This window comes from Micromonospora sp. NPDC047134, assembly GCF_040643455.1.
Lineage (GTDB): Bacteria > Actinomycetota > Actinomycetes > Mycobacteriales > Micromonosporaceae > Micromonospora.
Window position 1 is genome coordinate 103330 of the sequence record NZ_JBEYUI010000008.1, and the last position, 23452, is coordinate 126781.

At 71.0% G+C, this 23452-nt stretch carries 23 protein-coding genes; 6 read left to right on the forward strand and 17 right to left on the reverse strand.

Annotated features, from left to right (window positions below; all coding sequences use genetic code 11):
• Positions 1–12: 12 nt before the first annotated feature.
• Positions 13–693, reverse strand: a complete 681-nt coding sequence (locus ABZ795_RS12875; RefSeq protein WP_357530479.1) for a nucleotidyltransferase domain-containing protein — start codon at positions 691–693, stop codon at positions 13–15.
• Positions 694–771: 78 nt separating this feature from the next.
• On the opposite strand from ABZ795_RS12875, the gene ABZ795_RS12880 reads away from it, so the two are divergent.
• Positions 772–1689 carry an SDR family oxidoreductase gene (locus tag ABZ795_RS12880; RefSeq protein WP_357530417.1) on the forward strand — a complete coding sequence of 306 codons (918 nt, stop codon included), beginning with the start codon at positions 772–774 and terminating at the stop codon, positions 1687–1689.
• 16 nt (positions 1690–1705) lie between these two features.
• Here ABZ795_RS12880 and ABZ795_RS12885 read toward each other — a convergent pair whose 3' ends face one another.
• From ABZ795_RS12885 to ABZ795_RS12905, 5 genes are read right to left on the reverse strand one after another with little or no spacing between them, the layout of a single operon-like run.
• Positions 1706–2686, reverse strand: a complete 981-nt coding sequence (locus ABZ795_RS12885) for a WYL domain-containing protein (protein ID WP_357530418.1) — start codon at positions 2684–2686, stop codon at positions 1706–1708.
• Between the two features lie 2 nt (positions 2687–2688).
• Positions 2689–3330, reverse strand: coding sequence for a response regulator transcription factor (locus tag ABZ795_RS12890; protein ID WP_357530419.1), 642 nt, complete (start codon positions 3328–3330; stop codon positions 2689–2691).
• Positions 3327–4592, reverse strand: a complete 1266-nt coding sequence (locus ABZ795_RS12895; protein WP_357530420.1) for a sensor histidine kinase — start codon at positions 4590–4592, stop codon at positions 3327–3329. Before ABZ795_RS12895 ends, ABZ795_RS12890 begins: the two co-directional genes overlap by 4 nt.
• A gap of 11 nt (positions 4593–4603) precedes the next feature.
• Positions 4604–5338, reverse strand: a complete 735-nt coding sequence (locus ABZ795_RS12900; protein WP_357530421.1) for an ABC transporter permease — start codon at positions 5336–5338, stop codon at positions 4604–4606.
• A gap of 9 nt (positions 5339–5347) precedes the next feature.
• Positions 5348–6256, reverse strand: a complete 909-nt coding sequence (locus ABZ795_RS12905) for an ABC transporter ATP-binding protein (protein ID WP_357530422.1) — start codon at positions 6254–6256, stop codon at positions 5348–5350.
• 162 nt (positions 6257–6418) lie between these two features.
• Here ABZ795_RS12905 and ABZ795_RS12910 point away from each other — a divergent pair, with 162 nt between their 5' ends.
• On the forward strand, positions 6419–7195 hold the full coding sequence (locus ABZ795_RS12910; RefSeq protein WP_357530480.1) for an EI24 domain-containing protein: 777 nt from the start codon (positions 6419–6421) through the stop codon (positions 7193–7195).
• A gap of 205 nt (positions 7196–7400) precedes the next feature.
• Here ABZ795_RS12910 and ABZ795_RS12915 read toward each other — a convergent pair whose 3' ends face one another.
• From ABZ795_RS12915 to ABZ795_RS12950, 8 genes are all read right to left on the reverse strand, one after another.
• Positions 7401–8348, reverse strand: coding sequence for a hypothetical protein (locus tag ABZ795_RS12915; RefSeq protein ID WP_357530481.1), 948 nt, complete (start codon positions 8346–8348; stop codon positions 7401–7403).
• A gap of 72 nt (positions 8349–8420) precedes the next feature.
• A complete protein-coding gene (locus tag ABZ795_RS12920) occupies positions 8421–8831 on the reverse strand; it encodes a RidA family protein (protein WP_357530423.1) in 411 nt (136 codons plus the stop codon).
• A gap of 106 nt (positions 8832–8937) precedes the next feature.
• On the reverse strand, positions 8938–9945 hold the full coding sequence (locus ABZ795_RS12925; RefSeq protein WP_327023913.1) for a LacI family DNA-binding transcriptional regulator: 1008 nt from the start codon (positions 9943–9945) through the stop codon (positions 8938–8940).
• 19 nt (positions 9946–9964) lie between these two features.
• The gene (locus tag ABZ795_RS12930) at positions 9965–11338 is read right to left on the reverse strand and encodes a GH1 family beta-glucosidase (protein WP_357530424.1); all 1374 of its coding nucleotides are present in this window, start codon (positions 11336–11338) and stop codon (positions 9965–9967) included.
• Entirely contained in the window at positions 11335–12168 is an 834-nt protein-coding gene (locus tag ABZ795_RS12935; RefSeq protein ID WP_357530425.1) for a carbohydrate ABC transporter permease, read from the reverse strand. Before ABZ795_RS12935 ends, ABZ795_RS12930 begins: the two co-directional genes overlap by 4 nt.
• Entirely contained in the window at positions 12165–13172 is a 1008-nt protein-coding gene (locus ABZ795_RS12940; RefSeq protein WP_357530426.1) for a sugar ABC transporter permease, read from the reverse strand. The genes ABZ795_RS12935 and ABZ795_RS12940 overlap by 4 nt, the downstream gene beginning before the upstream one ends.
• A gap of 115 nt (positions 13173–13287) precedes the next feature.
• Positions 13288–14592, reverse strand: a complete 1305-nt coding sequence (locus tag ABZ795_RS12945) for an ABC transporter substrate-binding protein (protein WP_357530427.1) — start codon at positions 14590–14592, stop codon at positions 13288–13290.
• A 224-nt stretch (positions 14593–14816) separates the two neighbouring features.
• Positions 14817–15581, reverse strand: a complete 765-nt coding sequence (locus tag ABZ795_RS12950) for a maleylpyruvate isomerase family mycothiol-dependent enzyme (protein WP_357530428.1) — start codon at positions 15579–15581, stop codon at positions 14817–14819.
• 70 nt (positions 15582–15651) lie between these two features.
• Here ABZ795_RS12950 and ABZ795_RS12955 point away from each other — a divergent pair, with 70 nt between their 5' ends.
• Positions 15652–16734, forward strand: coding sequence for a UDP-N-acetylmuramate dehydrogenase (locus tag ABZ795_RS12955; protein WP_357530429.1), 1083 nt, complete (start codon positions 15652–15654; stop codon positions 16732–16734).
• 28 nt (positions 16735–16762) lie between these two features.
• Here ABZ795_RS12955 and ABZ795_RS12960 read toward each other — a convergent pair whose 3' ends face one another.
• Together ABZ795_RS12960 and ABZ795_RS12965 are read right to left on the reverse strand one after the other, a co-directional pair.
• Entirely contained in the window at positions 16763–17575 is an 813-nt protein-coding gene (locus ABZ795_RS12960; RefSeq protein ID WP_357530430.1) for a class I SAM-dependent methyltransferase, read from the reverse strand.
• A 10-nt stretch (positions 17576–17585) separates the two neighbouring features.
• Positions 17586–18356 (reverse strand): SDR family oxidoreductase, encoded by a 771-nt coding sequence (locus ABZ795_RS12965; protein WP_357530431.1) that lies wholly within the window; start codon positions 18354–18356, stop codon positions 17586–17588.
• Positions 18357–18542: 186 nt separating this feature from the next.
• Here ABZ795_RS12965 and mshA point away from each other — a divergent pair, with 186 nt between their 5' ends.
• From mshA to ABZ795_RS12980, 3 genes are all read left to right on the forward strand, one after another.
• A complete protein-coding gene (gene mshA, locus ABZ795_RS12970; protein ID WP_357530432.1) occupies positions 18543–19889 on the forward strand; it encodes a D-inositol-3-phosphate glycosyltransferase in 1347 nt (448 codons plus the stop codon).
• 60 nt (positions 19890–19949) lie between these two features.
• The gene (locus ABZ795_RS12975; protein ID WP_357530433.1) at positions 19950–20501 is read left to right on the forward strand and encodes a YbjN domain-containing protein; all 552 of its coding nucleotides are present in this window, start codon (positions 19950–19952) and stop codon (positions 20499–20501) included.
• 120 nt (positions 20502–20621) lie between these two features.
• Positions 20622–21773: a hypothetical protein gene (locus ABZ795_RS12980; RefSeq protein WP_357530434.1), complete on the forward strand. Its 1152-nt coding sequence runs from the start codon at positions 20622–20624 to the stop codon at positions 21771–21773.
• A gap of 370 nt (positions 21774–22143) precedes the next feature.
• Here the strand turns inward: ABZ795_RS12980 and ABZ795_RS12985 are convergent, their stop codons facing one another.
• Positions 22144–23418 (reverse strand): MFS transporter, encoded by a 1275-nt coding sequence (locus ABZ795_RS12985; protein WP_357530435.1) that lies wholly within the window; start codon positions 23416–23418, stop codon positions 22144–22146.
• Between the last annotated feature and the right edge of the window lie 34 nt (positions 23419–23452).

Genomic DNA, 23452 nt, shown 5'->3' on the forward strand with positions numbered 1-23452 from the left:
ACTCAAAGCCGGTCAGCGGGGCAGGTGGGCGGCGCGCACGTCCAGCAGCCAGCGTTCCACGGTCTGTTCGTCCGGCCGGTCCGGCAGCGGGGTGCGGATCCGGTCGAGGTCGCTCTCGGCCTCGGCCAGCAGGGCCCGCGCCTCCGCCAGGGCGCCCCCGGCCACCCGGTCCCCGAAGTCGCGGAACCAGCCCGGATCGGCTAGTCGGATCTCCAGTACCCCGGTGGCGTAGAGCAGTCGGCCCTGGTGCACCAGCCGGGCCAGGTGCCGGGCGTGCTTGGCGGTGCGCCGTCGGGTGTCCGAGGAGAAGGTCCCGTCACCCCGGGACTCCAGCTTGCGGAACTGCTGGGCGGCGTAGCCCAGGTAGGCCTCCCGGACCCGGGGAGCGCTGAGGAAGGCCGACCGGATGCCGATCAGGCCCTCGCCGAACTCCGTACGGGTCTCGTAGCAGTCGTCCGGGAGCCAGACCAGCTCACTGGCGGTCGGATTGCCGCTAAGGGCCAGCCGACACCACTTGCGGGCCTCGTGCAGGGTGAGGTCCGGGTCGGTGGTGACCACGGACTCCTTCGGCGGGTGCAGGCCGTGGAAGGCGACCGTGGGGGCGGCGAAGACCCCGATCCGGTCGACGTCCGAGCCCGGCCCCGCCAGCCCGTACGCCACCGAGCCGACGATGCCGGAGAGCAGCAGGTGCATGTCGGCGAGCATGCCGGATCAAGGGTTCTCCGCAAAACCTGACATCGGTTGTCAGGCTCTGCTGGCAGCGTGGCGACCATGACGAAACCGCTTACCGGAACGGTGGCGCTGGTGGCCGGGGCTACCCGGGGCGCCGGCCGACAGATAGCCGTGCAACTGGGTGCCGCAGGCGCCACCGTCTACGCGACCGGCCGCAGCAGCCGGGCGGTCGGCCCCTCCGAGCTGGACCGCCCGGAGACCATCGAGGAGACCGCCGAACTGGTGACCGTGGCCGGGGGCACCGGCATTCCCGTCCGGGTGGACCACCTGGTCCCCGACCAGGTACGCGACCTCATCGCGCGGATCGACACCGAGCAGGGCCGACTCGATGTGCTGGTCAACGACGTGTGGGGTGCCGACCCCCTGATCAGCTGGGAGAAGCCGGTCTGGGAGCAGCCGCTGGAGGCAGGGTTCCGTACCCTGCGGCTGGCGGTCGACACCCACATCATCACCAGCCACTTCGCGATGCCCCTGCTGATCCGCCGCCCGGGTGGCCTGGTGGTGGAGATCGGTGACGGCACCCGGGCGTACAACGAGCAGAACTACCGCCTGTCGGTCTTCTACGACCTGGCCAAGACCTCGGTGAACCGGCTCGCCTTCAGTTGGGCGCACGAACTCAGGCCGTACGGCGGCACGGCGGTGGCCCTGACCCCGGGCTGGCTGCGTTCCGAGGCGATGCTGGAGCACTTCGGGGTCACCGAGGCCAACTGGCGCGACGGCGCGGCCAAGGACCCGCACTTCCTCATCTCGGAAACCCCGGCCTTCGTCGGCCGGGCGGTCGCCGCCCTGGCCGCCGACCCGGACCACGCCCGGTGGAGCGGGCAGTCCGTCTCCGCCGGAGAGTTGTCCAAGGTGTACGGCTTCACCGACCTGGACGGCAGCCGACCGGACGCCTACCGCTACATCACCGAGGTGGTCGACTCCGGCAATCCGGCCGACGTCACCGGCTACCGCTGACGGAAGCGATCCACCATCAGTCGGTGGGGGCGGTGTAGAGGGCGGCGGTGCGCCTCGCCGCCTCGGCCAGCCGGGCCCGCAGCTCGGGTGGGTCCAGCACCTCCACCTCCGGACCCAGCCCGAGCAGTTGGGTGTATGCCACCTCGACGGACTCGACCGGCAGCCGGGTGGTCACCCAGCCCTGCCCGTCGGGTTCGTCGGCGGTGGCGACCGCCTCGGCGTACCCGAAGGGGATGTCGCTGCGGTGCTTGAGCTGGCGCAGACCGGCGGGGCTCAGCCGGATCCGCACCTCGGCCCGCAGCATCCCCCGCAGGAAGGCCTCCGCCTGGGTCCGCCAGTATCCCGGCAGGTCGAAGTCCGGCTCCCGGTCGAAGGTCTCCTCGTGCTGCTGCACCCCGACGATCCGGTCCACCCGGTAGGTGCGCAGGTCCCTGTCGACCCGGCCGATCAGATACCAGATGCCGCTCTTGAGGACCAGACCGTACGGGCAGACCCGGCGGACCACCGACCCGTCCGCGCGTTGGTAGTGCAGGGTCACCACCCGGTCCCGCCAGAGGGCCCCGGCCAGCTCGGCCAGCCAGGGCGGCGGCTCGCTCGGCGCGTACCAGCCGGGCACCTCCAGGTGGAACCGTTGCCCGGTGCGGGTGGGTGCGTCGCGCAGGCTCGGCGGCAGGGCGGCGAGCACCTTCAACTCGGCCGCCGCCACCGCCTCGGCCAACCCCATGTCCCCGGCCGGGCCGGGCAGCCCGGTGAGGAAGAGGGCCTCCGCCTCATCCCGGGTCATCCCGGTCAGCCGGGTCCGGTACCCGCCGAGCAGCCGGTAACCCCCGGCCCGACCCCGGTCGGCGTAGACCGGCACCCCGGCGGCGGAAAGCGCCAGGACATCCCGGTACACCGTCCGTTCGGAGACCTCCAGCTCCCGGGCCAGTTCCGCCGCCGTCATCGCCTCCCGGGCCTGCAACAGCAGCAGCAAGGAGATCAGTCGGGCGGCCCGCACGGTCAGCGTCCGCCGGGGGTCAGCAGACCCCGGTCGTACGCGACCGCCACGGCGGCGGCCCGGTCGTTGACCCCGAGCTTGGCGTACACGTGCAGCAGGTGGGTCTTGACGGTGGCCTCGCTGATGAACAGTTGGGCGGCGGCCTCCCGGTTGGTCGAGCCGCGCGCCACCAGGGTGAGCACCTCCAGTTCCCGGTGGCTCAGCGGCTCCTCCGCCGGGGCGCGCAGCCGGCCCATCAGCCGACCCGCCACGGCGGGGGAGAGCACGGACTCACCCCGGGCGGCGGCGCGTACCGCCCGGACCAGTTCGTCGCGGGGGGCGTCCTTGAGCAGGTAACCGGTGGCACCGGCCTCGATCGCGGGCAGCACGTCGGCATCCGTGTCGTAGGTGGTCAGCACCAGCACCTTCGCCGTACTGTCCGAGCGGACCAGTCGGCCGATCGCGGTCACCCCGTCCATGCCGGGCATCCGCAGGTCCATCAGCACCACGTCGGGATGGTGCCGGGCGGCCAACGCCAACGCCTCGGCCCCGTCGGCCGCCTCACCGACCACCTCGAACCCGGGATCGCCGGTGAACATGCCGCGCAGCCCGTCCCGCACCACCGGATGGTCGTCGACGATCAACAGCCGGATCGGCTCGGTCAACCGGCACCTCCCGGTAGCGCCGGTACGGAGGCGGAGATGGCGGTGCCGCCCCCCGGCTCGGACTCTACATCGAGGCGCCCCCCGACCTCGGTGACCCGTTGCCGCATGGCGGTCAGCCCGTAGCCGCCGTCCGGCCTGGGTGCGGCAGCCTCGGGGTCGAAGCCGGTGCCGTCGTCCCGGACATCAAGGGTCACCACATCCGACATGTAGGACAGTGTCAACCCCACCCGGGAGGCGGCGGCGTGCCGGGCCACATTGGCCAACGCCTCCTGGGCGGCTCGCAGCAGGGTCACCTCGACCTCCGGATGCAGCGGCCGGGGGGTGCCGGTGGTGTTGACCTCGGCCCGTACCCCGTGCCGGGCCGACCAGCGTCCACCCAGCTCGGTCAGGGCATCGGGCAGCCTAGCGGCCTCCAGCGGCTCGGGACGGATGGCGCGGACCGAGCGACGGGCCTCGGTGAGGCTCTCCCGGGCCAGCGCCAGGGCATTGTCCACATGCCGCCGCCAGTCACCGGACCGGTCCCGGGTCTGCTCGGCCGCCTCCAACTGGGTGATGATGCCGGTGAGCCCTTGGGCCAGGGTGTCGTGGATCTCCCGGGCCATCCGCTGCCGTTCGTCCAGCACCCCGGCCTCCCGGGCCTGGGTCACCAGTTGGGCGTGCAGACCCTCGTTCTCCCGTACCGTCTCGGTGAGCCGGCGGTTGGCGGCGGCCAACTCCGCCACCAGCCGCTTGCGTTTCTCGCCCTGGTGCTCGGAGACGTAGGCGAACCAGCTGACCGCCCCGGCGATCGTCACGTTGAAGAACACCATCACCAGCCAGATCGCCCAATGTGACGACACGACCGGTAGGCCGCCGCTCTGCGAGGTGGCCAGCAGCACGGCGGTGACGACGACCCCGGCGATCCGCCACCTGCCGGGCAGGAAGAACGCGTGCACATAGCCGATCCAGGCGAAGAAGCCGTACCACGGACTGGCGACCACCAGCACGGCGGCGATCGCGAGCATCCCGAGGTAGTAGACCGTCATCAGCGCACGCCGGCTCTGCCAGCGCGGGTGCAGGGTGATGAACCAGGCGATCCAACAGGCAGCCGCCACGGCGACGGGCAGGGTGGCCGCCAACGGGAGACCGCGCGGCGTCGGCGCGAAGACGGCCAGCAGCGTGCCAACGATCAGCCCTCCGAAGGGCAGCACCCGCCAGACATTCGCTTCCCGGACCTGCCAGGCATCCATTCGGTCGTCGGGTCGGTCGCCGCTGCTGGTCATCGGATCCCCGCCTACTGCCAGCGGAACAGTTTCGTCGCGAGAGCACCGGCGGCCACCGCGACCACCGCGATTATCGCCAGGTGCAGCGGATGCGGGGCGGTGCCGGTCCAGGCGTCCAGCAGGGCCTGCACGCCCGGCGGGGTGTAGGCGCCGATCTCGGCCAGGAAGTCGGGCAGCAGGAACCTCGGCAGGTACACGCCACCGAGAAACATCACCGCCATGAACACCGGTACGGTCAGCGCCTGAGCCGACTTGGCGGAGGGTGCGACCGCCGCCACCAGCAGTCCCAGCGCGAGCAGCGCTGCGGTGCCGAGGACCAGGGCTGCGGCGAAGCCGAGCGGATGCTGCGGCAGCGGTACGCCGAACGCCAGCCGGGCCACCACCGCGAGCAGCACCGCGCTGATCAGTATGCCGATCAGCGCCAGCACCAGTTGGGCCAGCAGCAGGGCCAGCGGGCTGGCCGGGGTGGTGGCCAGCCGGCGCAGAATGCCGCGCTCCCGATAGGTGGCCAGCACGGTGGGCAGGACGTTCGCGCCGACCATCGCCAGGGTGACCACCAGCAGGGACGGGGTGAAGTAGCTGATGAAGGACTGGCCGCCGAGATCCGCAGTGGGCTGGCGGAGGGTGGGGATGAGTCCGAGGACCACCAGGATCAGGGTGGGCAGTGCGATGGTGAGCACCATCGTCGAGGTGTCCCGCAGATAGAGCCGGGCCTCGGTCTTGAGGATCTGGCCGAAGGCGTGCATGGGTTCCCCTCAGTCGGTGAGTCGGTGCCCGGTCAGCTCGACGAACGCGTCGTCCAGCGTGGCCTGCTCCAGCCGCAGGTCGGCGGCGATGATCTGGTTACGGGCCAGCACGGAGGTGACCGCGTGCAGCACCTCGCCGGTGCCGGTCACCACCACCTGGGCACCGCTGCGGGTCACCGAGGTCACCTGCGGCAGTTCGTTGAGGAGTTGATCGTCGAGCGGAGTGGACGGGCGGAACCGGATGCGTTGTTCCGGTGCCACGGCCGAGACCAGCCCGGCCGGGCTGTCCAGGGCCACCACCCGTCCCTTGTCGATCACGGCGAGCCGGTCGCAGAGTCGCTCGGCCTCCTCCATGAAGTGGGTGACCAGCACGATGGTGACCCCCCGATCCCGGATCCGTTCGATCAGGCTCCAGGTGTCCCGGCGGGCCTGCGGATCGAGCCCGGTGGTCAACTCGTCCAGGATGGCGATCCTCGGGTTGCCGACCAGGGCCAGCGCGATGGACAGCCGCTGCTTCTGGCCGCCGGAGAGCTTGTCGTACGGGGTGTTGCGCTTGGCGCCCAGCCCCAACTCCTCGATGAGGGCGGCCGGGTCGGCGGGGTCGCGGTAGAACGAGGCGTAGAGGTCCAGGGCCTCGGCAACCCGGAGTCGGTCCGGCAGTTGGCTCTCCTGTAGCTGCACCCCCACCAGGTGGCGCAGCCGGGTGGCGTCCCGGCGAGGGTCCAGCCCTAGGATGGACACCTCGCCCCCGTCGGGGACGCGCAGCCCGGCCACGCACTCCACAGTGGTGGTCTTGCCCGCACCGTTGGGCCCGAGGATTCCGAAGATCTCGCCCGCCGCGACGTCGAACGACACATCCTGCACCGCCATCGTCTCGCCGTACCGCTTGTGTAGGTGGGACACCTCGATCACCGGCATCGCGACCCCTCTCCTCGGCTACCCGTTCAGCCTCGCGGCAGCGGGTCGGCGGGGGATCGACCAGCCGTAGATGATCTCCACCGGCTCCGGTTGACCCGAACGATCCGTCAGTCGGTTGATGCGGTGACCGGTGACTAGGCTCAGCGCGTGAACGTTTCCGAGATGTCCGGCACCGCCACGAGCACCGCACGGCGGTTCGCCGGTGGGGCCGGGTTCCTGCTGCGTGGCATCGGTCTCTACGTACGCAATCCCGGTCTGATGCTGCTCGGGGTGGTGCCGGCGCTGATCTCCGGCGTGCTGTTCCTGGCCGCGTACGCCGCCCTGGTCTTCTTCGTCGGTGACCTGGCCACGGCGGTGACCCCCTTCGCCGACGACTGGTCGACGGCGACCCGCCGGGTGGTCCGGGTGATCGCCGGCCTGGCCATCCTCGGTCTGGGTGGCCTGCTAGCCGTGCTCACCTTCACGGCCGTCACCCTGGTCATCGGCGACCCCTTCTACGAGAAGATCTCCGAGCGGGTGGAGCAGCGGTACGGCGGGGCGCCGGACGCGGTCGAGGTGCCGTTCTGGGCCTCCCTGCGGCGCAGCCTCGTCGACTCGATCCGGCTGGTAGCCCTGGCGGCACTGTTCGGCATCCCACTGTTCGCGGCCGGGTTCATCCCGCTGCTGGGCCAGACCGTGGTACCGGTGATCGGTGCCGCCGTCGGTGGTTGGCTGCTCGCCGTGGAACTGGTCGGCGCGCCCTTCTACCGGCGGGGCAAGGGGCTGCGGGAGCGCCGGGCGGCTCTGAAGGTCGACCGCCCCACCGCCCTGGGCTTCGGGATGGCGGTCTTCGTCTGCTTCCTGATCCCGCTCGGGGCGGTGGTGCTCATGCCGGCCGCGATCGCCGGTGCCACCCTGCTCGCCCGCCGCACCCTCGGCCAACCCGTCACGGAGGACTGACCCGTGGACATCACCCTGGTCGAGGGGGACATCACCGCCGAGCGGGTCCAGGCCACCCTCTGAGTCGCCGCGGCTCGCTCCTTCTCGGCCCGCGTCGGCCTGGCCTGACCGTTCCTGCCCGCTCGCAGGCTTGCACCGCGCGACTGGGTGCATTTGTTGTTGCCAGGGCGACAAGAGATGCACCCAAAGCGAGCGGCATTGGTGATCACCCTGGCCATCCGGCTGCCTTCAGGGCGGCGCGGAGCTGGGTCGCCACCTCCTCGGGGCGGTGCCGGAGATCGAAGGCGGTGAACCGCAGGATGCGGTCGCCCTCGATCCAGATCCGGTTCTGTCGGCGCAGGTCGGCGGCCCAGTGCCGGGGATCCATGTGGTGCCCGCCGTCGACCTCGACATGCAGCCGCCACTGCGGCCAGTAGGCGTCCAGGTAGCGCAGCCGCCCGTGGGTGTCCCGGCGCTGCTGCTGCGCCTGGGGTGCCGGCAACCCGTACCGCCGACACAGCCGGACCAGGTCGATCTCGGACAGGGCCTCCGCGCCGCCGGCTATGTCGTTGATCGTCTCCCGGATCAGCCTGCGTCGCCGGGCCCGGGGCAGCCGATCCAGGACTGCTGCCAGCTCCCTCGGTGTCGCCCGCCGTTGTTGGCAGCCGGCGGCGAGGATCTGCTGCGCCTCCTCGTCGGTACGCACCCATTGCGCCGCGTCCACCAGGGCCCGCGCCATCCCGGTGCGGTCGGGTCGGCCCCGCTGCCGATCCTCGTCCGGGAGGTGCCGAACCCGTCGTACCCGTACCGCAGGTAGGCCTAGCGGGAGGCGGCGCAACAGGTCGGCCTGCCGGCGGTGATGGGGGACCAGCACGTCGAGGGTCTGGTAGCGCCATTTACCTCGGAGCCCACCGGCCGTCGCCGCCGCCAGCCCGGCGACCACCGCCCCCGGCCCGGCGGCCAGCACCGCCGCCCACCACTGCTGCTCCTGGCGGTACGGCTCACTGGGCGGCGCCGCGCGCAGGATGCCGCGACACACCCGGCCCCAGCGGCCGGTCGCCAACAGATGGCGTACCTTCGCCGGGGTCAGTTCGGCGGTGGCCTGCGCCCAGCTCACCATCCCGGACTGCTCGAACAGCAACCACTGCACCGCATCCGCGTCATCGCTCGGCATCCGCACCGATCGATTGCAGCGCGGTCTGGGTGCGTTTGTTGTCGTCAGGGCGACAACAAACGCACCCAGAAGTCAGGAGGCGGGGAGGGCGGCGATCGCCTCGACCTCGACGAGTTGGCCGGAGTAGCCGAGCACGGTCACCCCCAGCAGGGTGCTGGGGGCGTCGTGGTCGCCGAAGGCCGCCCGTACCACCTCCCAGACCGTGACCAGGTCCTCCTGGCGGCTGGAGGCCACGTACACCGTGCTCTTGACGACGTCGGCGAGGGTGGCCCCGGCGGCGGCCAGGGCGGTCTCCAGGTTGGTCATCACCTGCCGGGCCTGAGCCGCGTGATCACCGGGAGCGACCGTCCGGCCCTCGGCGTCCAGCGGGCAGGCGCCCGCGGTGAAGACCAGGCGGGTGCCGGGTTCCACGGTGGCCAGATAGGCGTACGGGGCGACCTCGGTGAGTGCGGGAACGGACAGCAGGTGGACCGGGTGGGACATGCGGGGCAGGCTAGCCGCCCGCCGAGCCGGGTGCCAGGCGATAAGGGTTGTTAATAAGGGGCCCTTGCTCTACCGGAGGCGTTAATAAGGTGCCCTTCCTTACGCCTCAGGCGGAGTCGCGGATGATGAGTTCGGTGGGCAGGATGAGGGCCGGTTCGACCTGTTCCCCGGCGGCCAGGCGGAGCAGCAGTCGGGTGCCCTGTCGGCCGAGTTCGACTATCGGCTGGCGGACGGTGGTCAGCGGCGGCTCGGTGTACGCGGCCGTCTCGATGTCGTCGAAACCGATCACGGCGACATCCTCCGGCACCCGCCGTCCGGCCTCGCGCAACGCCCGCAGGGCGGCGTGCGCCATCAGGTCGGAGGCGGCGAAGACGGCGTCCAGGTCGGGGTGGTTGGTGAGCAGTTCCCGCATCGCCGCCGCGCCGGACTCCCGGGTGAAGTCGCCGACCGCCACCATCTGCGGCAACCCGGCGGCGGCCATGGTGTCCCGGTAGCCGGCCAGCCGTTCGATGCCGGCGACCATGTCCTGCGGCCCGGCGATGGTGGCGATCCGGCGGCGCCCCCTGTCGATCAGGTGCCGGATCGCCTGGGTGACCCCGCCGACCTGGTCGACGTCGACGTACGGCACGTCCGCGCCGTCCAGGGGTCGGCCGCTGCACACCACCGGGATGCCCAGGGCGGCGAGCCGGGCGGGCAGCGGATCGGCACCGTGCAGGGAGGCGAACAGCACCCCGTCGACATGCCGGCCGGTGGTGTACCGCTCGACCCGTTCGTGCCCGGCCGGTGAGCCGGCCAGCATCAGCACCAACTGCTTGTCGGCGGCCTCCAACTCCTGGGCGGCCCCCCGGATGATGCCGGGAAAGACCTGGTCGTCGGAGAAGACCCGGGTGGCCTCCTCCGGCATGACCAGGGCGATCGAGTCGGTCCGCTGGGTGACCAGGGTGCGGGCGGCCAGGTTAGGCACGTACCCCAACTCGGCCACCGCCTGGCGGACCGCATCCCGGATCGGCTCGGCGACCGTGGTGGAACCGTTCACCACCCGGGACACGGTGGCCCGGGACACCCCGGCCCGCCGTGCCACCGCTTCCAGAGTGGGCCGTTGTGCGCCCGTCATCGGAGAGATCACCGCCTCGTCACAGCCCGTTCCGGGAGATCACCTCCTGGTACCACCGGGCGCTGGACTTCGGTGTACGCCGTTGGGTGAGGTAGTCGACGTGCACGATTCCGAATCGCTTGCGGTACCCCTCGGCCCACTCGAAGTTGTCCAGCAGTGACCATACGAGATAGCCGCGCAGGTCCACACCGCGGGCGATGGCCTCGTGGGCGGCCCGCAGGTGCCCGTCCAGGTACGCGATCCGGTCCTCGTCGTGCACCGGGCTGGTGGCCTCCGAGGTGCCCTTGTCCGGGAAGGCCGCCCCGTTCTCGGTGATCATCAGCGGCACCGGGGGGTAGTCGGCGGCGATGCGTTCCAGCAGCCGGGTCAGCCCGGCCGGTTCGATCATCCAGCCCATGTCGGTGAGCGGACCGACCGGCGGCAGGAACTCCACCGCCCCCGCCGTGCCCGGGTAGGCGCCGCCGCCACCCGCGCCGTCCGACCGCCCGGCGACATAGGTAGGGGCGTAGTAGTTGATCCCCAGCAGGTCGATCGGGGCCGCGATGATCTTCTCGTCGCCCTCGGCGATGAACACCGGCTCGACGATCCGGGCCACATGCTCGCGGACATCCTCGGGGTAGCCGCCGACCAGCAGGGGATCCAGGAAGATCCGGTTGTGCAGGCCGTCGACCAGGCGTACCGCCTCGGCGTCGGCGGCGCTGTCCGCGTCCGCCGGGCGTACGTCGGCCGGGTTGAGGGTGATGCCGACCCGCCCGGCGCCGCCCGCGCGCAGGGCCTGGGTGGCCAGGCCGTGCGCCAGCAGCAGATGGTGTACGGCGCTGAAGGCGGCACCCGGATCCTGCACCCCCGGGGCGTGCACCCCGTTGCCGTAGCCCAGGTAAGCCGAGCACCAGGGTTCGTTGAGGGTGGTCCAGGTGCTGATGCGGTCCCCCAGCCGGGCGTACACCGCGGCGGCGTAGGTCGCGAAGTGCTCCGGGGTCTCCCGCGCCGTCCACCCGCCCCGGTCCTGCAGGTTCTGCGGCAGGTCCCAGTGGTAGAGGGTGACGATCGGGTCGATGCCCCGGCTCAGCAGGGTGTCCGTCAGCCGGTCGTAGAAGTCCAGCCCACGGGGGTTGACCGGGCCGCTGCCATCGGGCTGGATGCGGGGCCAGGACACCGAGAACCGGTATGCCCGCAGACCCAGCTCGGCCATCATCGCCACGTCCTCGGCGTACCGGTGGTAGTGGTCGCAGGCGACGTCACCGGTGTGCCCGGCGTACACCTTTCCCGGGGTGCGGCAGAAGGTGTCCCAGATCGACTCCCCGCGCCCGTCGTCGCGGGCCGCCCCCTCGATCTGAAAGGCGGCCGTAGCCGCTCCCCACAGGAAATTCTCCGGGAACCGGATTCCACTCACGATTTGACCGCACCTTCCATGATTCCGCCGATGATCTGGCGTCCGAACAGTACGAACACCAGCAGCAGCGGCAGGGTGGCGATTGCCGTACCGGTGAACACCTGGGACATGTCCTGGTAATAGCCGTCGGAGAGGGCCCGCAGGGACAACTGCACGGTGGGATTCTGCGGATCATTGAGCACCGCGTACGGCCACAGGAAATCGTTCCAGGTGGTCATGAAGGTGAGCAGGCCCAGCACCGCGATGGCCGGCCGCAACGCGGGCAGCACCACGTTCCAGTAGATCCGGGCGGTGCCGCAGCCGTCCACCCGGGCCGCCTCGATCAGCTCGGTGCTGATCGCCTGACCGGCGTACTGCCGCATCATGAACACCCCGAAGCCGGTGACCAGGGCGGGCAGGATCACCGCGGGCAGCCGGTCGTTGAGGTTCAGCCTGGTCATCAGCATGTATAGCGGGATGATGCCGAGCTGGGTGGGCACCATCATCGTGGCGATGATGACCATCAGCAGGGCGTTGCTGCCCCGGAACCGCAGCTTGGCGAAGGCGAACCCGGCCAGGGAGGAGAAGAGGACCACCGAGAAGGTGACCGTGGTCGCCACGATCGCCGAGTTGATCAGGCCGGCCAGGAAGTACGCGTCCGTGTTGGCGAACAGTCGGGAGATGTTGGCGCCCAGGTTGCCGCCGGGGGTGACCGGCGGGGGCAGTTGCCCCATCGCGTCGCTGGAGCGACTGGCCACCACGAACATCCAGTAGATCGGAAACAGCGACAGGAATCCGGCGGCGAGCAACGCGCCGTAGGTCAGCGGGCTGGCCCGCCAGAGTCGGCTCATCGGAAGCCTCCCTTTCGGGCGTCCCTGGGGGGCCGGGCCCCCGATCCGACCCGGCGGATGATCAGTACGTTGATCGCCGCGACGATGGCGATCAGGGCGAACAGCAGCCAGGCCACCGCGGAGCCGTACCCGAAGTTGTAATAGGGCGCGAAGGCGTTCTCGAACATGTACATCGTCATCGTCTGCGACTCGCGCAGCGGCCCACCCCGGATGGGGTTGGTGCCGGAGTGGAACAGCCGGGGTTCGGTGAACAGTTGCAGCCCACCGATGGTGGAGATGATGACGCAGAAGATGATCGTCGGCTTGAGCAGCGGCACGGTGACCGACCAGAACTGCCGGGCCCGGTTCGCCCCGTCGATCGCGGCGGCCTCGTACAGGTCGCGGGGGATGGCCTGCATGGCGGCCAGGAAGATCAGGGCGTTGTAGCCGGTCCACCGCCAGTCGACCATGGTCGAGATGGCCACCCAGGAGGCGAACCGGTTGGACTTCCACTCGATCCCGTCGATGCCGACCAGGTCCAGCAGCCAGTTGACCATCCCGAACTCGCGGCCGAACAACACCCCGAAGACGATCGCCACCGCAGCCGTGGAGGTCACATTGGGCACCAGCACGGCCATCCGCCAACCGGTACGCATCCGCAGCTGCCGGTTGAGCAGGTTGGCCAGCCAGAGCGCCAGCAGCAACTGGGGCACCGTACTGATGACGAAGATGCCCAGGGTGTTGACCACGGCGTGCCAGAAGTCGCCGTCGGCCAGCAGCCGGGTGTAGTTGTCCACCCCGATGAAGGTGGGATCGCTGCCGAGCAGGTCCCAGTCGTGCAGGGAAACCCAGAAGGTGTACGCGAGCGGCCAGGCCCCGAAGATCGCGAAGACCACGAAGAACGGGGCGATGTACAGGTAGGGCGAGTATTTCGCGTCGATCCGGCTCAGCCGGCCGGCCCGCGACAGGCGGGATCGGCCCGGTGCCGGCCCGGTCGGCCCTCGCGCGTCGAGCTGCAACGCCATGACCCGTTGACTCCTCTCCACGCCCCACCCCCGCGCCGATCCGGCCGGTCATCGCGTACGCCCGGCGAAGGTGGCGGGCCCGGATCGGCGGCGGGGGTGGCGGCTGTCGGGCCGGTTACTTGGCGGCAGCCTTCTTGGCGTTGGTGACGGCGTCCTGCCAGCCCTGTTCGGGAGTGCGCTGGCCCAGCTCGACCGTGCGGACGGCGTTCTCCACCTCGGTGCGGACCGCCTGGTTCTTCGGGCCCATGTAGACCGGCTTCAGGGTCTTGGCACCCTCGGCGAAGATCGTCCCGATCGGCGCTCCGGAGAAGTACGCGTTGGTGGCTTCGGCGATCGCCGGGTCGTTCAGGGCCTGCGGTGAGGAGGGCAACGGGCCCTTGGCCTTGAAGGCACCGATCTGCCCCTGCGGGCTGGTCAGGAACTTGACCAGCTTGATCGCCTCTTCCTTCTGCTTGCCCTGGGCCGGCACGGCCAGGTGGGAGCCGCCCCAGTTGCCGCCGTCACCGGGGACCCGGGCGATGTCCCACTTGCCGCTGGCCTCCGTGCCGGCGTTGCCCTCGATCACCCCGGTCATCCAGGCCGGGCAGGCGATGGTGGCGAACTTGGCCTGCTTGAAGGCGGATACCCACTCCTCCGACCAGGAGCCGTACTTGCCGGACAGGCCCGCTCCGATGATCTTCATCGTGGTGTCCCAGGCCTGCTTGACCGCCGGGTTGCTGTCCACCACGAGGTTGTCGCTGGTGTCGTAGTAGTGGTAGCCCTGCGCCTTGCCGGCGGTCTGCAACACGATGGTGTTGAAGGTGTTGGTGGCCGCGTCCAGGAAGGAGGCGCCGGTGTTCGCCGCCTTGAACCGCTCGCCGACCGCGATGTAGTCCTCCCAGGTCGGCCAGAGCTTGGAGACCTCGTCACGCTCGGTGGGCAGCCCCGCCTTGGCGAACAGGTCCGTGCGGTAGCACATCGCCATGCCGCCCACGTCGGTGCCGAGCCCGATCAGCTTCTGCCCGTCGGCGGTCAGTCCCTGGTTCCACTTCCATTCCAGGAAGTTGCCCTTGAGCTCCCCGGCGCCGTGGTCCAGCAGGTTGACGAAGTTGTCCGGGTTGGCCTTGTACTCGACCATCAGACCCTCTTCGATGGCGACGATGTCCCCGGCGCCCTTGCCGGCGGCCAGCCACTGGGTCAGCCGGGGCGAGTACTCGTCGAGGTTGCTGCCGGTGCCCCGTTCGACGATCTTCACCCCGGGGTTGGCGTCCATGTACTCCTGGTAGAGCTGGTCGTAGCCGAGCTGTCCGAAGACGTCGACCGTGAGGGTTATCTGGCCGTCGTCGGCCGCGTCCTCGCCGGCGCAGCCGCTGGTGGCGAGTAGTGCACCGATCGTTGCCAGGGCCACCGCCGCGAGGCGGTGGCGGGTGAAGGTGCCCATGGTCTGGTGACCCCTCTCAGGTCCGGGTGGCGGTGCGGAATGGTGAGAGAGCGCTCTCACGTAGCCTGCGCCTCCCGGTGGAGAGGTGTCAAGAGAGCGCTCTCTCGCCCGGGTCACAGAACGGCCACGACCCTGCGGTGGTCCGCTTTCGCCGTTACGGCGGAATGGCGGTCACCTGGAGGTCAGGTAACCGCCATTCCGGCGAAACGGTGTTGATCTATGGGTCAGCCGGTGCGTACTCCGTCCAGCAGGGTCGGGTCGCCGGCCACCGTCAGGGATTCGAAGCTGACCCGACCCCAGAGGGCCAGCAGCAGGTCGCTGGCGGTGCCGCTGACATGCACCCGGGCGTGGTGCTCGTCGTGGTCGAGGATGGTGCCGGTGTCCAGCAGGGCCACCCCCTCGCCGCGTAGCCGCAGGTACCACTCCTGCGCGGCGTCGGTCGCGCTGAGGCGTACCACCCCGCGCCACTGACCGGTGGCCGCCCGCCGACCGGCCGGCAGCCAGGTGTCGAGCACCTCGCTGACCCCGTCGGCCGCCAGCTTGGCCTCGACCGGTTCACCGGCGGCGATGGCGAGCTGGGCGTCCCAGCGGTGCAACGCCGTCTCGTGCGCCATCCGGCGCGGCCAGAAGCCGGCCTTCTTCGGCTGAGGGGCCCAGTTCCAGGCCGGGGCCTCCGGGTCCAGAGTGTCGAAGAGGACCATCAGGTCGTCGTACGCCTGCTGCCACTGTTGCGCGGCCGTGAGCCCCGGGACGGGCGCCGGGCGCTGCGACCGGGGCTGCTCCGGCGCGGTGGTCCGGCCCGCGCCGGCCACGGTGCGTACCCACTGGTAGATGCCGGTGAGGTGCAGGGCCAGGTCGGTCACCGTCCAGCCGGGGCAGGAGAGCACCGGTGTCTCGGGTGGGGCCTCGGCCACCGCGGCGGCGAACGCCGGGCCCTCCGCCCGGAGCGCGCCGATCCAGAAATCCTTGGAGCCGTGCATTCTGCTCATCGCCATCCTCCCGGGGGTGACCCGGCCACCAGTGGGTGCCGCGGCTGCCTATCAGCCTAGGGTGAAAGCTGTGTCTGACGTCTACGCCCAGCCGACAGCCGCCGCCCAACCCGCTGTTCGGGGTGATCTGTCGCAATACACCACATTGTGCCTCGGTGGACCGGCCGCGCGGATCGTCACCGCCGCCACTTCCGACCAGATTGTCACTCAGGTACGCGAGGCCGGCGAGCGCGTACTGCTGCTTGCCGGGGGCAGCAACGTGGTGATCGGCGACGCCGGTTTCCCGGGCACGGTGGTGCTCGTCCGATCCCGGGGTCTGCGGGTGCTGGCCGAGGACGAGCGGACCGTGACCATCCGGGTGGAGGCCGGCGAGCCCTGGGACGACCTGGTCGCCACCACGGTGCGCAACGGCTGGTCCGGGCTGGAATGCCTGTCCGGCATCCCCGGCTCCACCGGCGCCACCCCGATCCAGAACGTCGGGGCGTACGGGCAGGAGGTCGCCGAGACCATCCTCGGCGTGCAGGTGTACGACCGCACCGCCGGGACGGTCCGCCAGGTGCCGGCGGCCGACTGCGGCTTCGGGTACCGGGGCAGCATCTTCAAGTACAGCGAGCGCTGGGTGGTGCTCGGGGTCGACTTCCGGCTGGCCCGCTCGCCGCTGTCCGGCCCGGTCCGGTACGCCGAACTGGCCCGCGCCCTCGGCGTGGAGGTCGGTGACCGGGTGCCGCTGACCCAGGCCCGGGAAACCGTGCTGGGCCTGCGGGCCGGCAAGGGGATGGTGCTGGACCCCTCGGACCCGGACACCCGTTCGGTCGGCTCCTTCTTCACCAACCCGATCCTCGACCCGGCCGGGTACGAGGTGCTGCGGCAGCGCGCCGCCGACCTGGGTGAGCCGCCCGCCTGGCCGGGCGCCGGGGATCTGGTCAAGGTCAGTGCCGCCTGGCTGATCGACAAGGCCGGCTTCGGCAAGGGCTACCCCGGCCCGGAGGGGGTCGCCATCTCCGCCAAGCACACCCTGGCGCTGACCAACCAGAGCGGCACCGCCACCACCGAGGCCCTGCTGACCCTGGCCCGCGAGATCCGCGACGGCGTCCAGGCCCGCTTCGCGGTGACCCTCCACCCCGAACCCGTCCTGATCAACTGCACCCTCTAACCCCGCTCGCCCACCCCACCCCTCTTGATCACCTGGCCTTGGGCGGGGTGTTGGGGGCGATGGAGGGCCAGGGGAGGGTCAGTTCGCCCAGGCGCCAGCGGCGAGGGCGGTGGAGGATGGGCCAGCCTTGGGCGCGTACGGCGGCCACGGTGTGCAGCCAGCGCTGGCGGGGACCGTACGGGGCGTAGCCGGCGGCGGCCTGCCAGGCGTCGTCCAGGGCGCGGATCAGGGCGTGGATGGGTTCCCCGGGGATGTTGCGGTGGATCAGGGCCTTGGGTAGGCGTTCGGCCAGTTCGGCCGGGGACTGCATGGTGGACAGCCGGGCCGCCAGGGTCAGCGAGCGCGGGCCGGTGGCATCGAGCAGCACCCAGGAGGCCAGCCGCCCCAACTCGTCGCAGGTGCCCTCGACCAGCAGGCCGCCAGGCGCCAGCCCGGCGGTGAGGCGGGCCCAGGCACCGGCCACCTCCGCTTCGTCGTACTGCCGCAGCACGTTGAAGGCGCGTACCAGCACCGGGCGCAGCCCGGCCAGTTCGAACCCGCCCCGGGCGAAGGTCAGGCCGGGTGGGTCGGCGGCGGCCTGGGCGACGGCCACCCGGCCAGGGTCGATCTCCAGCCCGACCACCCGTACGTCCGGGCGTACCCCGGCGGCCAGCCGGGCGCGTAGCTCCACCACGGTCACCGGGCTGGCGCCGTACCCGAGGTCGACCACGAGGGGGTCCGGTGCGGCGCGCAGCACCTCGCCGCAGGTGTCGACGATCCAGTTGTCCACCCGGCGGAGCCGGTTGGGGTTGGTCGTGCCCCGGGTGATCACCCCGAGCGGCCGGGAGGCCCGCGTCGGCATGGCGCCTTCCTCAGGCTCCGCTCGTGCGGTGCACCTTGTGCTGGGCGGCCTGCGCCAGCGGACGGACCACCAGCCGGTCCACATTCACATGCTGGGGTCGGGTGGCGCACCAGGCGATGCAGTCGGCCACATCCTCGGCGACCAGGGGCTCGGCCACCCCGGCGTACACCGACTCCGCCCGATCGCTGTCACCGCCGAAGCGGACCAGAGAGAACTCGTCGGTCTTCACCATGCCCGGGTCGATCTCGATCACCCGGACCGGTCGGCCGCACAACTCCAGCCGCAGGGTGCCGGCGATCGCGGTCTGCGCGTGCTTGGCGGCGGTGTAACCGCCACCGCCCTCGTACACCGTGAAGCCGGCGGTCGAGGAGACGATGACGATCGTGCCGGCGCCGGAGGACTCCAGTGTGGGCAGCAGGGCCTGGGTCACCCGCAGGGTGCCCAGCACGTTCACGTCGTACATCCATTGCCAGTCGCCGACCGACCCGGCTTCCACGGGGTCCATGCCGCGTGCCCCACCGGCGTTGTTGACCAGCAGGGTGACCGGCCCGGGAGCCTGCTGCGCGGCCCGGGCCAGGGCCGCCACGGACTCGTCCGAGGTGACGTCACAGGCCACCGCGGTGGCACTGCCACCCTGGGCGGTGATCCCGGCGACCAGGTCGGCCAACCGGTCGGTACGCCGGGCGGCGGCCAGCACGTGAAATCCCTCGCCGGCCAGTCGGCGTGCGGTGGCGGCCCCGATCCCGCTGGAAGCCCCGGTGACGATGGCGACACGACTCATCCGGCCATTCTCGCCCCTGTCGAGGGGCCGGACCCGGCTACCCCCGCGATGAGGTCGATCACGCCGGTGGCCCCTGGGCGACGTATTACCAGCCGCCGATCGGGAAGATGGCATCTGGCGCGGAGGTTGACGCGAGAGGCACGTCGGTCGTGCAGTACGGCATCAACCCTGGCTTAGGGAGCAGAAGTGGCGGATTTGCACACCGGTGTCGGTCGTCAGCGAGGTGCCCTGCCGTGGCCGCGCCCTCGACGGATCGCAACCCTCTCGGTGCACACCTCGCCCCTGCACCAGCCCGGCACCGGGGACGCGGGCGGCATGAACGTCTACATCCTGGAAATCGCCCGGCGATTGGCCGAGGCCGACGTGGAGGTGGAGATCTTCACCCGCGCCACCTCGGGTGACCTGCCCCCGGTGGTGGAGGTCGTCCCCGGGGTGCACGTCCGGCATGTGATGGCCGGTCCGCTGGAGGGGCTGACCAAGGAGGAACTGCCCGGTCAGCTCTGCGCCTTCACCGCCGGGGTACTGCGGGCCGAGGCCGCCCGCCCGCCGGGCTACTACGACCTCATCCACTCCCACTACTGGCTTTCCGGCCAGGTCGCCTGGCTGGCCAAGGATCGCTGGGGGGTGCCGCTGGTGCACACCGCGCACACCCTGGCCAAGGTCAAGAACGCCCAGTTGGCCGCCGGGGACCGGCCCGAACCCAAGGCCCGGGTGATCGGCGAGGAACAGGTGGTCGCCGAGGCCGACCGGCTGGTGGCGAACACCCGGGTGGAAGCCGAGGACCTGATCGACCGGTACGCCGCCGACCCGACCCGGGTGGCCGTGGTCGAGCCCGGGGTGGACCTGGACCGCTTCCGCCCACCGGCCGGTGACCGGGACGCCGCCACCCGTACCGCCCGGGCCCGGCTGGGCCTGCCCACCACCGGTCACCTGGTGGCCTTCGTGGGCCGGATCCAGCCCCTGAAGGCCCCGGACGTGCTGATCCGGGCGATCGCGGCATTGCGTCAGCAGGATCCCGCGCTGGCCCGCGAGGTCTCCGTGGTGATCTGCGGTGGGCCCAGCGGCAGCGGACTCGACCGGCCCACCGCCCTGATCGAGTTGGCCGCCTCCCTCGGTGTGGCCGACCGGGTGCACTTCATGCCACCGCGTACCGGGGCCGAGTTGCCCCTGCTGTACCAGGCGGCCGACCTGGTGGCGGTGCCCTCGTACAACGAATCCTTCGGCCTGGTCGCCCTGGAGGCCCAGGCCTGCGGTACCCCGGTGGTGGCCGCCGCCGTCGGCGGCCTGGTGACCGCGGTACGGGACCAGGTCAGCGGGGTGCTGGTGGATAGCCATGATCCGGTCGACTGGGCGCACACCCTGGCGGGTCTGCTGCCGGACCGAGCCCGCCGAGCGCGCCTGGCGGTCGGTGCCGCCCAGCATGCCCGGAACTTCTCCTGGCACCGCACCGCGGAGGGCCTGCTAGCCGTCTACAGCGAGGCCCTGGTGACCCACCGCGCCCGCCTGACCTCCGCCCTGGCGGCGTCCTGCTGAGGCGTCAGTGCGGGGCCCGGCGACGGGCGGTGCCGTCCGGGCGGCCGTAGAGTTGATCGGATGAGTGACCTGGGTGCCCTGATCGAGGCGGTCTGCGCCGAACAGGAACTGCCCTGCGCGGTTACCGGTCCCGGCTCGTACGCGGTGACCCTGCCTGGTACGCACAAGCTCAAGACGATCTGCAACCTGATCGTCGGTGAGCACGCGCTGCGGATCGAGGCGTTCGTGATGCGCCAGCCGGACGAGCGGCGTGAGGAACTCTGGGCCTGGCTGTTGCAGCGCAACGCCCGGATGTACGCGGTGTCGTTCTCCATCGACGCGGTCGGCGACATCTACCTGACCGGCCGGGTCAACCCCGCCGGAGTCGACGCCGACGAGCTGGACCGGCTGCTCGGCGCGGTGCTCAGCTACGCCGACGAGTCCTTCGACACCATGCTGGAGATCGGCTTCGGCAGTTCCATCCGCCGCGAGTGGGAGTGGCGGGTCAAGCGGGGCGAATCGACCGCCAACCTGGCGGCCTTCGCCCATCTCTTCGAGCCCTCGAAGACCACCGGCACCGAACCCGCCGAGACTGCCGGCGACGGCGGGGGGACGGGTCCGAACCGGACCTGACCGGGACTGTCGTACCCGATTCGTGGTTTAGCGGGGTTCTGCTGGGTAAGCCGCAGCGCGCGGTGCGGCTTTGGGACCCGCCGTGCGCCGAGACTCCAGTGTCGAGGAGCGTGAGCGTCCATGGCTCAGCGAAGCAGCACTGGTCGCGGCGGGACCGCGACCAGGACCAAACGACAGACCGGCAACCAGACCCCGAACACACCACGGATCTCCGAATCGGAGATCTCCCGGATGCGGGTGGACGACATCCGGGGCCAGTTGCGTCGGTACGGGGTCTCCGGCATCTCCGCCCTGCGTAAGCCGGAACTGGTGAAGAGGCTCGCCAGTACCCTCCGGTCGGGTGGGGCGGCGCGGGGCAGCAGTGGACCGGCCGGCCGGGCCAGCACCACGAAGAGTGCCGGCACGAAGCAGACCCGTACCACCGCGGGCCGGGCGAAGGCCACGCCCGCCAAGCGGACCGGCCCGGCGCGGACAGCATCGGCAACCGGCACCACCCGACAGACCGCCACCGCCCGCAAGTCGACGGCGACCGCCCGTAAGACGACGACTGCCCGCAAGGCCGGTACCGCCGGCAAGTCGACGACGGCGGCCCGGAAGGCAGGCACCGCGGGCACGACGACGGCGACCGCCCGGAAGGCGTCCCCGCGTAAGACGACTCCGGCGGCCAAGGCCACCGCTGCCCGTAAGTCGGCGTCGCCCCGCAAGGCCGCCACCGGCGCCACCAAGGCGCGTACGACGACCCGCGCGACCACCCAGGCATCAGCCGGCCCCGCGCGGAAGACGGCCCCAACCCGCAGCGCGGCGAAGACGACACCAGCCCGGGCGAAGGCGACCCCGGCCCGTGGCGGGGCGAAGACGGCCCCGGCTCGTACCGCAGCCAAGGCGGCATCGGCCGGTGGTGGGGTGCGGACCGGCCGGTCGACGACCCGTTCCGCCCGGTCCTCGCAGGTGATCTCCTCGTTGCAGGACCGGCCGGAGCGTCCGGGCCGGAGCCTGGTCACCACCAACCATGAGGTGATCCAGCGGTGGGCCCGGGAGCGGGGGGCCAAGCCGGCCACGATCAGCGGCACCGAACGGGAGGGCCGGGTCGGGGTGCTGACCTTCAACATCCCGGGTTACCGGGAGGGCGGCCGGATCCGCGAGATCAGCTGGGATGACTGGTTCCACACCTTCGACCTGCGGCGGCTGAACTTGATCTACCAGGAGCAGCTGCGGGACGGTCGGCAGAGCAATTTCTTCCGTACGGAGTCACCCGATCGGGAGGACGGATAGCAGGTTTGCGGGAATCCCGGCCGGGTATGCGCTGTTGGCCGGGAAGGACCAGCCCGTCGGAGGGGACAGGGTCGCTGTGACGGGCGAGACAGCCCATCAGGTTGAATCCGGCCCACGGGGCGAACTAGCGTTATTGCACCGCACCACGCTTGGAACCGTTCGGGGGAGCGGCAGATCGCGCAGATCTGTGCACCAGGCGAGGTGTTGGAGGACGGGTGGAGCAACACCGTTGGGGGACGGTGTCCACCTGTTTGGACCGGCGGCGCGAGCGGGCGTCGCTTACGGGGGTGAGTGCCGCCCGCCGCCGCCGGTCGTAACGATCGACGATGTGCCCGGTGCCCACGCACCGGGCACATCGCGTCGCCCGCGACTAACCGCCGCTGGGACCGACCGGCTCAGCCGTCTTCAGCGGCGCGGACGGGGCCCCGGCGGTACGCAGGGCCAGGGCCCGCCGTTCCCGGGCCGGCCCGGACACCAGGTGGGCCACCGCCATCACCAGGCCGATGCCGGCGCAGCCGAACCACAGCGCGGCGTTGCCGGCCTGTTCCCGCACCAGACCGCCGAGGATGGGTGCGATGGCGCCGGCCAACTGCCAGGACAGGGAGAAGGCGCCCTGGTAGCGGCCCCGCAGTTCACTCGGGGACAACTCGGCGATGAGGGTGGCGTTGGAGGGTGAGTTGAGCATCTCGCCGACGGTCCAGATCAACACCGTCAGCCCGTAGAACCAGGCCGTGTCGGCGAAGGCGGTCAGGCCGAAGCCGAGGCCCATCACCACCGCCGCCAGGGCCAGGACGTGCGACCGGCTGCGCCCCCGGATCAGTCGGGGGATGAAGAGTTGGCCGACCACGATCAGGACCCCGTTGAGCGCGATCACCGAGCCGTAGGTGGCCGGGCTCAGCCCGGAGTCGGCCATCGCGATCGGCAGCATCGAGATGTGCTGGAGGAAGACCAGCGCGCCGAGCAGGTTCAACCCCACGAACCACAGGTAGACCCGGTCGTTCAGGATGGCGCGGAAGGCGTTCACCGGGGCGGCGCTGGCTCGGGTGCTGACCGTGATGGTCCGGGTCTCCCGCACCTTGATGAAGATGATCACGGCGGTGACCAGTGTGGTGGCCGCGTTGATCACGAACAGCAGCAGGTAGCCGGCCTGGGCGGCGAAGCCGGCGAGCACCGCGGCGCAGGCGAAGCCCAGGTTGATCGCCCAGTAGTTGAGCGAGAAGGCCCGCAGTCGATCCCGTTCGGGCACGACGTCGATCATCATCGCCCCGAAGGCCGGTCGGGCCGCCTCGGCGAACAGGCCCAGCAGCAGGGCACCCAGCCCGACCGCCCAGAGTTCGTGGGCGAAGCCCAGCGCCAGCATCATCACCGCGCCGCCCAGGTGGGCGGTGAGCAGGGTGGGTCGCCGTCCCCACCGGTCGCTGAGGGTGCCGCCGACGGTGGCGCCGACCGCACCACCGGCTCCCCAGAGACCCAGCACGACCCCGGCCTGGGAGGCGGAGAATCCGCGTTCCTGGGTCAGGTAGATCGCCAGGAAGACGAGGACGAAGGAGCCGAGCCGGTTGATCAGGGTGCCGGTCCACAGGTACCAGAAGATCTTCGGCAGACCACCGGTGGTCTCCTGGAGCCAGCCCTTTGCCGCACGCACGCCGGCGCCCCCGTCCGTAATGAGTGATGAACCA

Bases quoted from the DNA above. Each gene is read 5' to 3' on its own strand.
- ABZ795_RS12875 (WP_357530479.1), bottom strand. From the start codon at position 693: ATGCACCTGCTGCTCTCCGGCATCGTCGGCTCGGTGGCGTACGGGCTG.
- ABZ795_RS12880 (WP_357530417.1), top strand. From the start codon at position 772: ATGACGAAACCGCTTACCGGAACGGTGGCGCTGGTGGCCGGGGCTACC.
- ABZ795_RS12895 (WP_357530420.1), bottom strand. From the start codon at position 4,592: ATGACCAGCAGCGGCGACCGACCCGACGACCGAATGGATGCCTGGCAG.
- ABZ795_RS12900 (WP_357530421.1), bottom strand. From the start codon at position 5,338: ATGCACGCCTTCGGCCAGATCCTCAAGACCGAGGCCCGGCTCTATCTG.
- ABZ795_RS12905 (WP_357530422.1), bottom strand. From the start codon at position 6,256: ATGCCGGTGATCGAGGTGTCCCACCTACACAAGCGGTACGGCGAGACG.
- ABZ795_RS12910 (WP_357530480.1), top strand. From the start codon at position 6,419: ATGTCCGGCACCGCCACGAGCACCGCACGGCGGTTCGCCGGTGGGGCC.
- ABZ795_RS12915 (WP_357530481.1), bottom strand. From the start codon at position 8,348: ATGCCGAGCGATGACGCGGATGCGGTGCAGTGGTTGCTGTTCGAGCAG.
- ABZ795_RS12920 (WP_357530423.1), bottom strand. From the start codon at position 8,831: ATGTCCCACCCGGTCCACCTGCTGTCCGTTCCCGCACTCACCGAGGTC.
- ABZ795_RS12925 (WP_327023913.1), bottom strand. From the start codon at position 9,945: ATGACGGGCGCACAACGGCCCACTCTGGAAGCGGTGGCACGGCGGGCC.
- ABZ795_RS12935 (WP_357530425.1), bottom strand. From the start codon at position 12,168: ATGAGCCGACTCTGGCGGGCCAGCCCGCTGACCTACGGCGCGTTGCTC.
- ABZ795_RS12940 (WP_357530426.1), bottom strand. From the start codon at position 13,172: ATGGCGTTGCAGCTCGACGCGCGAGGGCCGACCGGGCCGGCACCGGGC.
- ABZ795_RS12945 (WP_357530427.1), bottom strand. From the start codon at position 14,592: ATGGGCACCTTCACCCGCCACCGCCTCGCGGCGGTGGCCCTGGCAACG.
- ABZ795_RS12950 (WP_357530428.1), bottom strand. From the start codon at position 15,581: ATGAGCAGAATGCACGGCTCCAAGGATTTCTGGATCGGCGCGCTCCGG.
- ABZ795_RS12960 (WP_357530430.1), bottom strand. From the start codon at position 17,575: ATGCCGACGCGGGCCTCCCGGCCGCTCGGGGTGATCACCCGGGGCACG.
- ABZ795_RS12965 (WP_357530431.1), bottom strand. From the start codon at position 18,356: ATGAGTCGTGTCGCCATCGTCACCGGGGCTTCCAGCGGGATCGGGGCC.
- ABZ795_RS12975 (WP_357530433.1), top strand. From the start codon at position 19,950: ATGAGTGACCTGGGTGCCCTGATCGAGGCGGTCTGCGCCGAACAGGAA.
- ABZ795_RS12980 (WP_357530434.1), top strand. From the start codon at position 20,622: ATGGCTCAGCGAAGCAGCACTGGTCGCGGCGGGACCGCGACCAGGACC.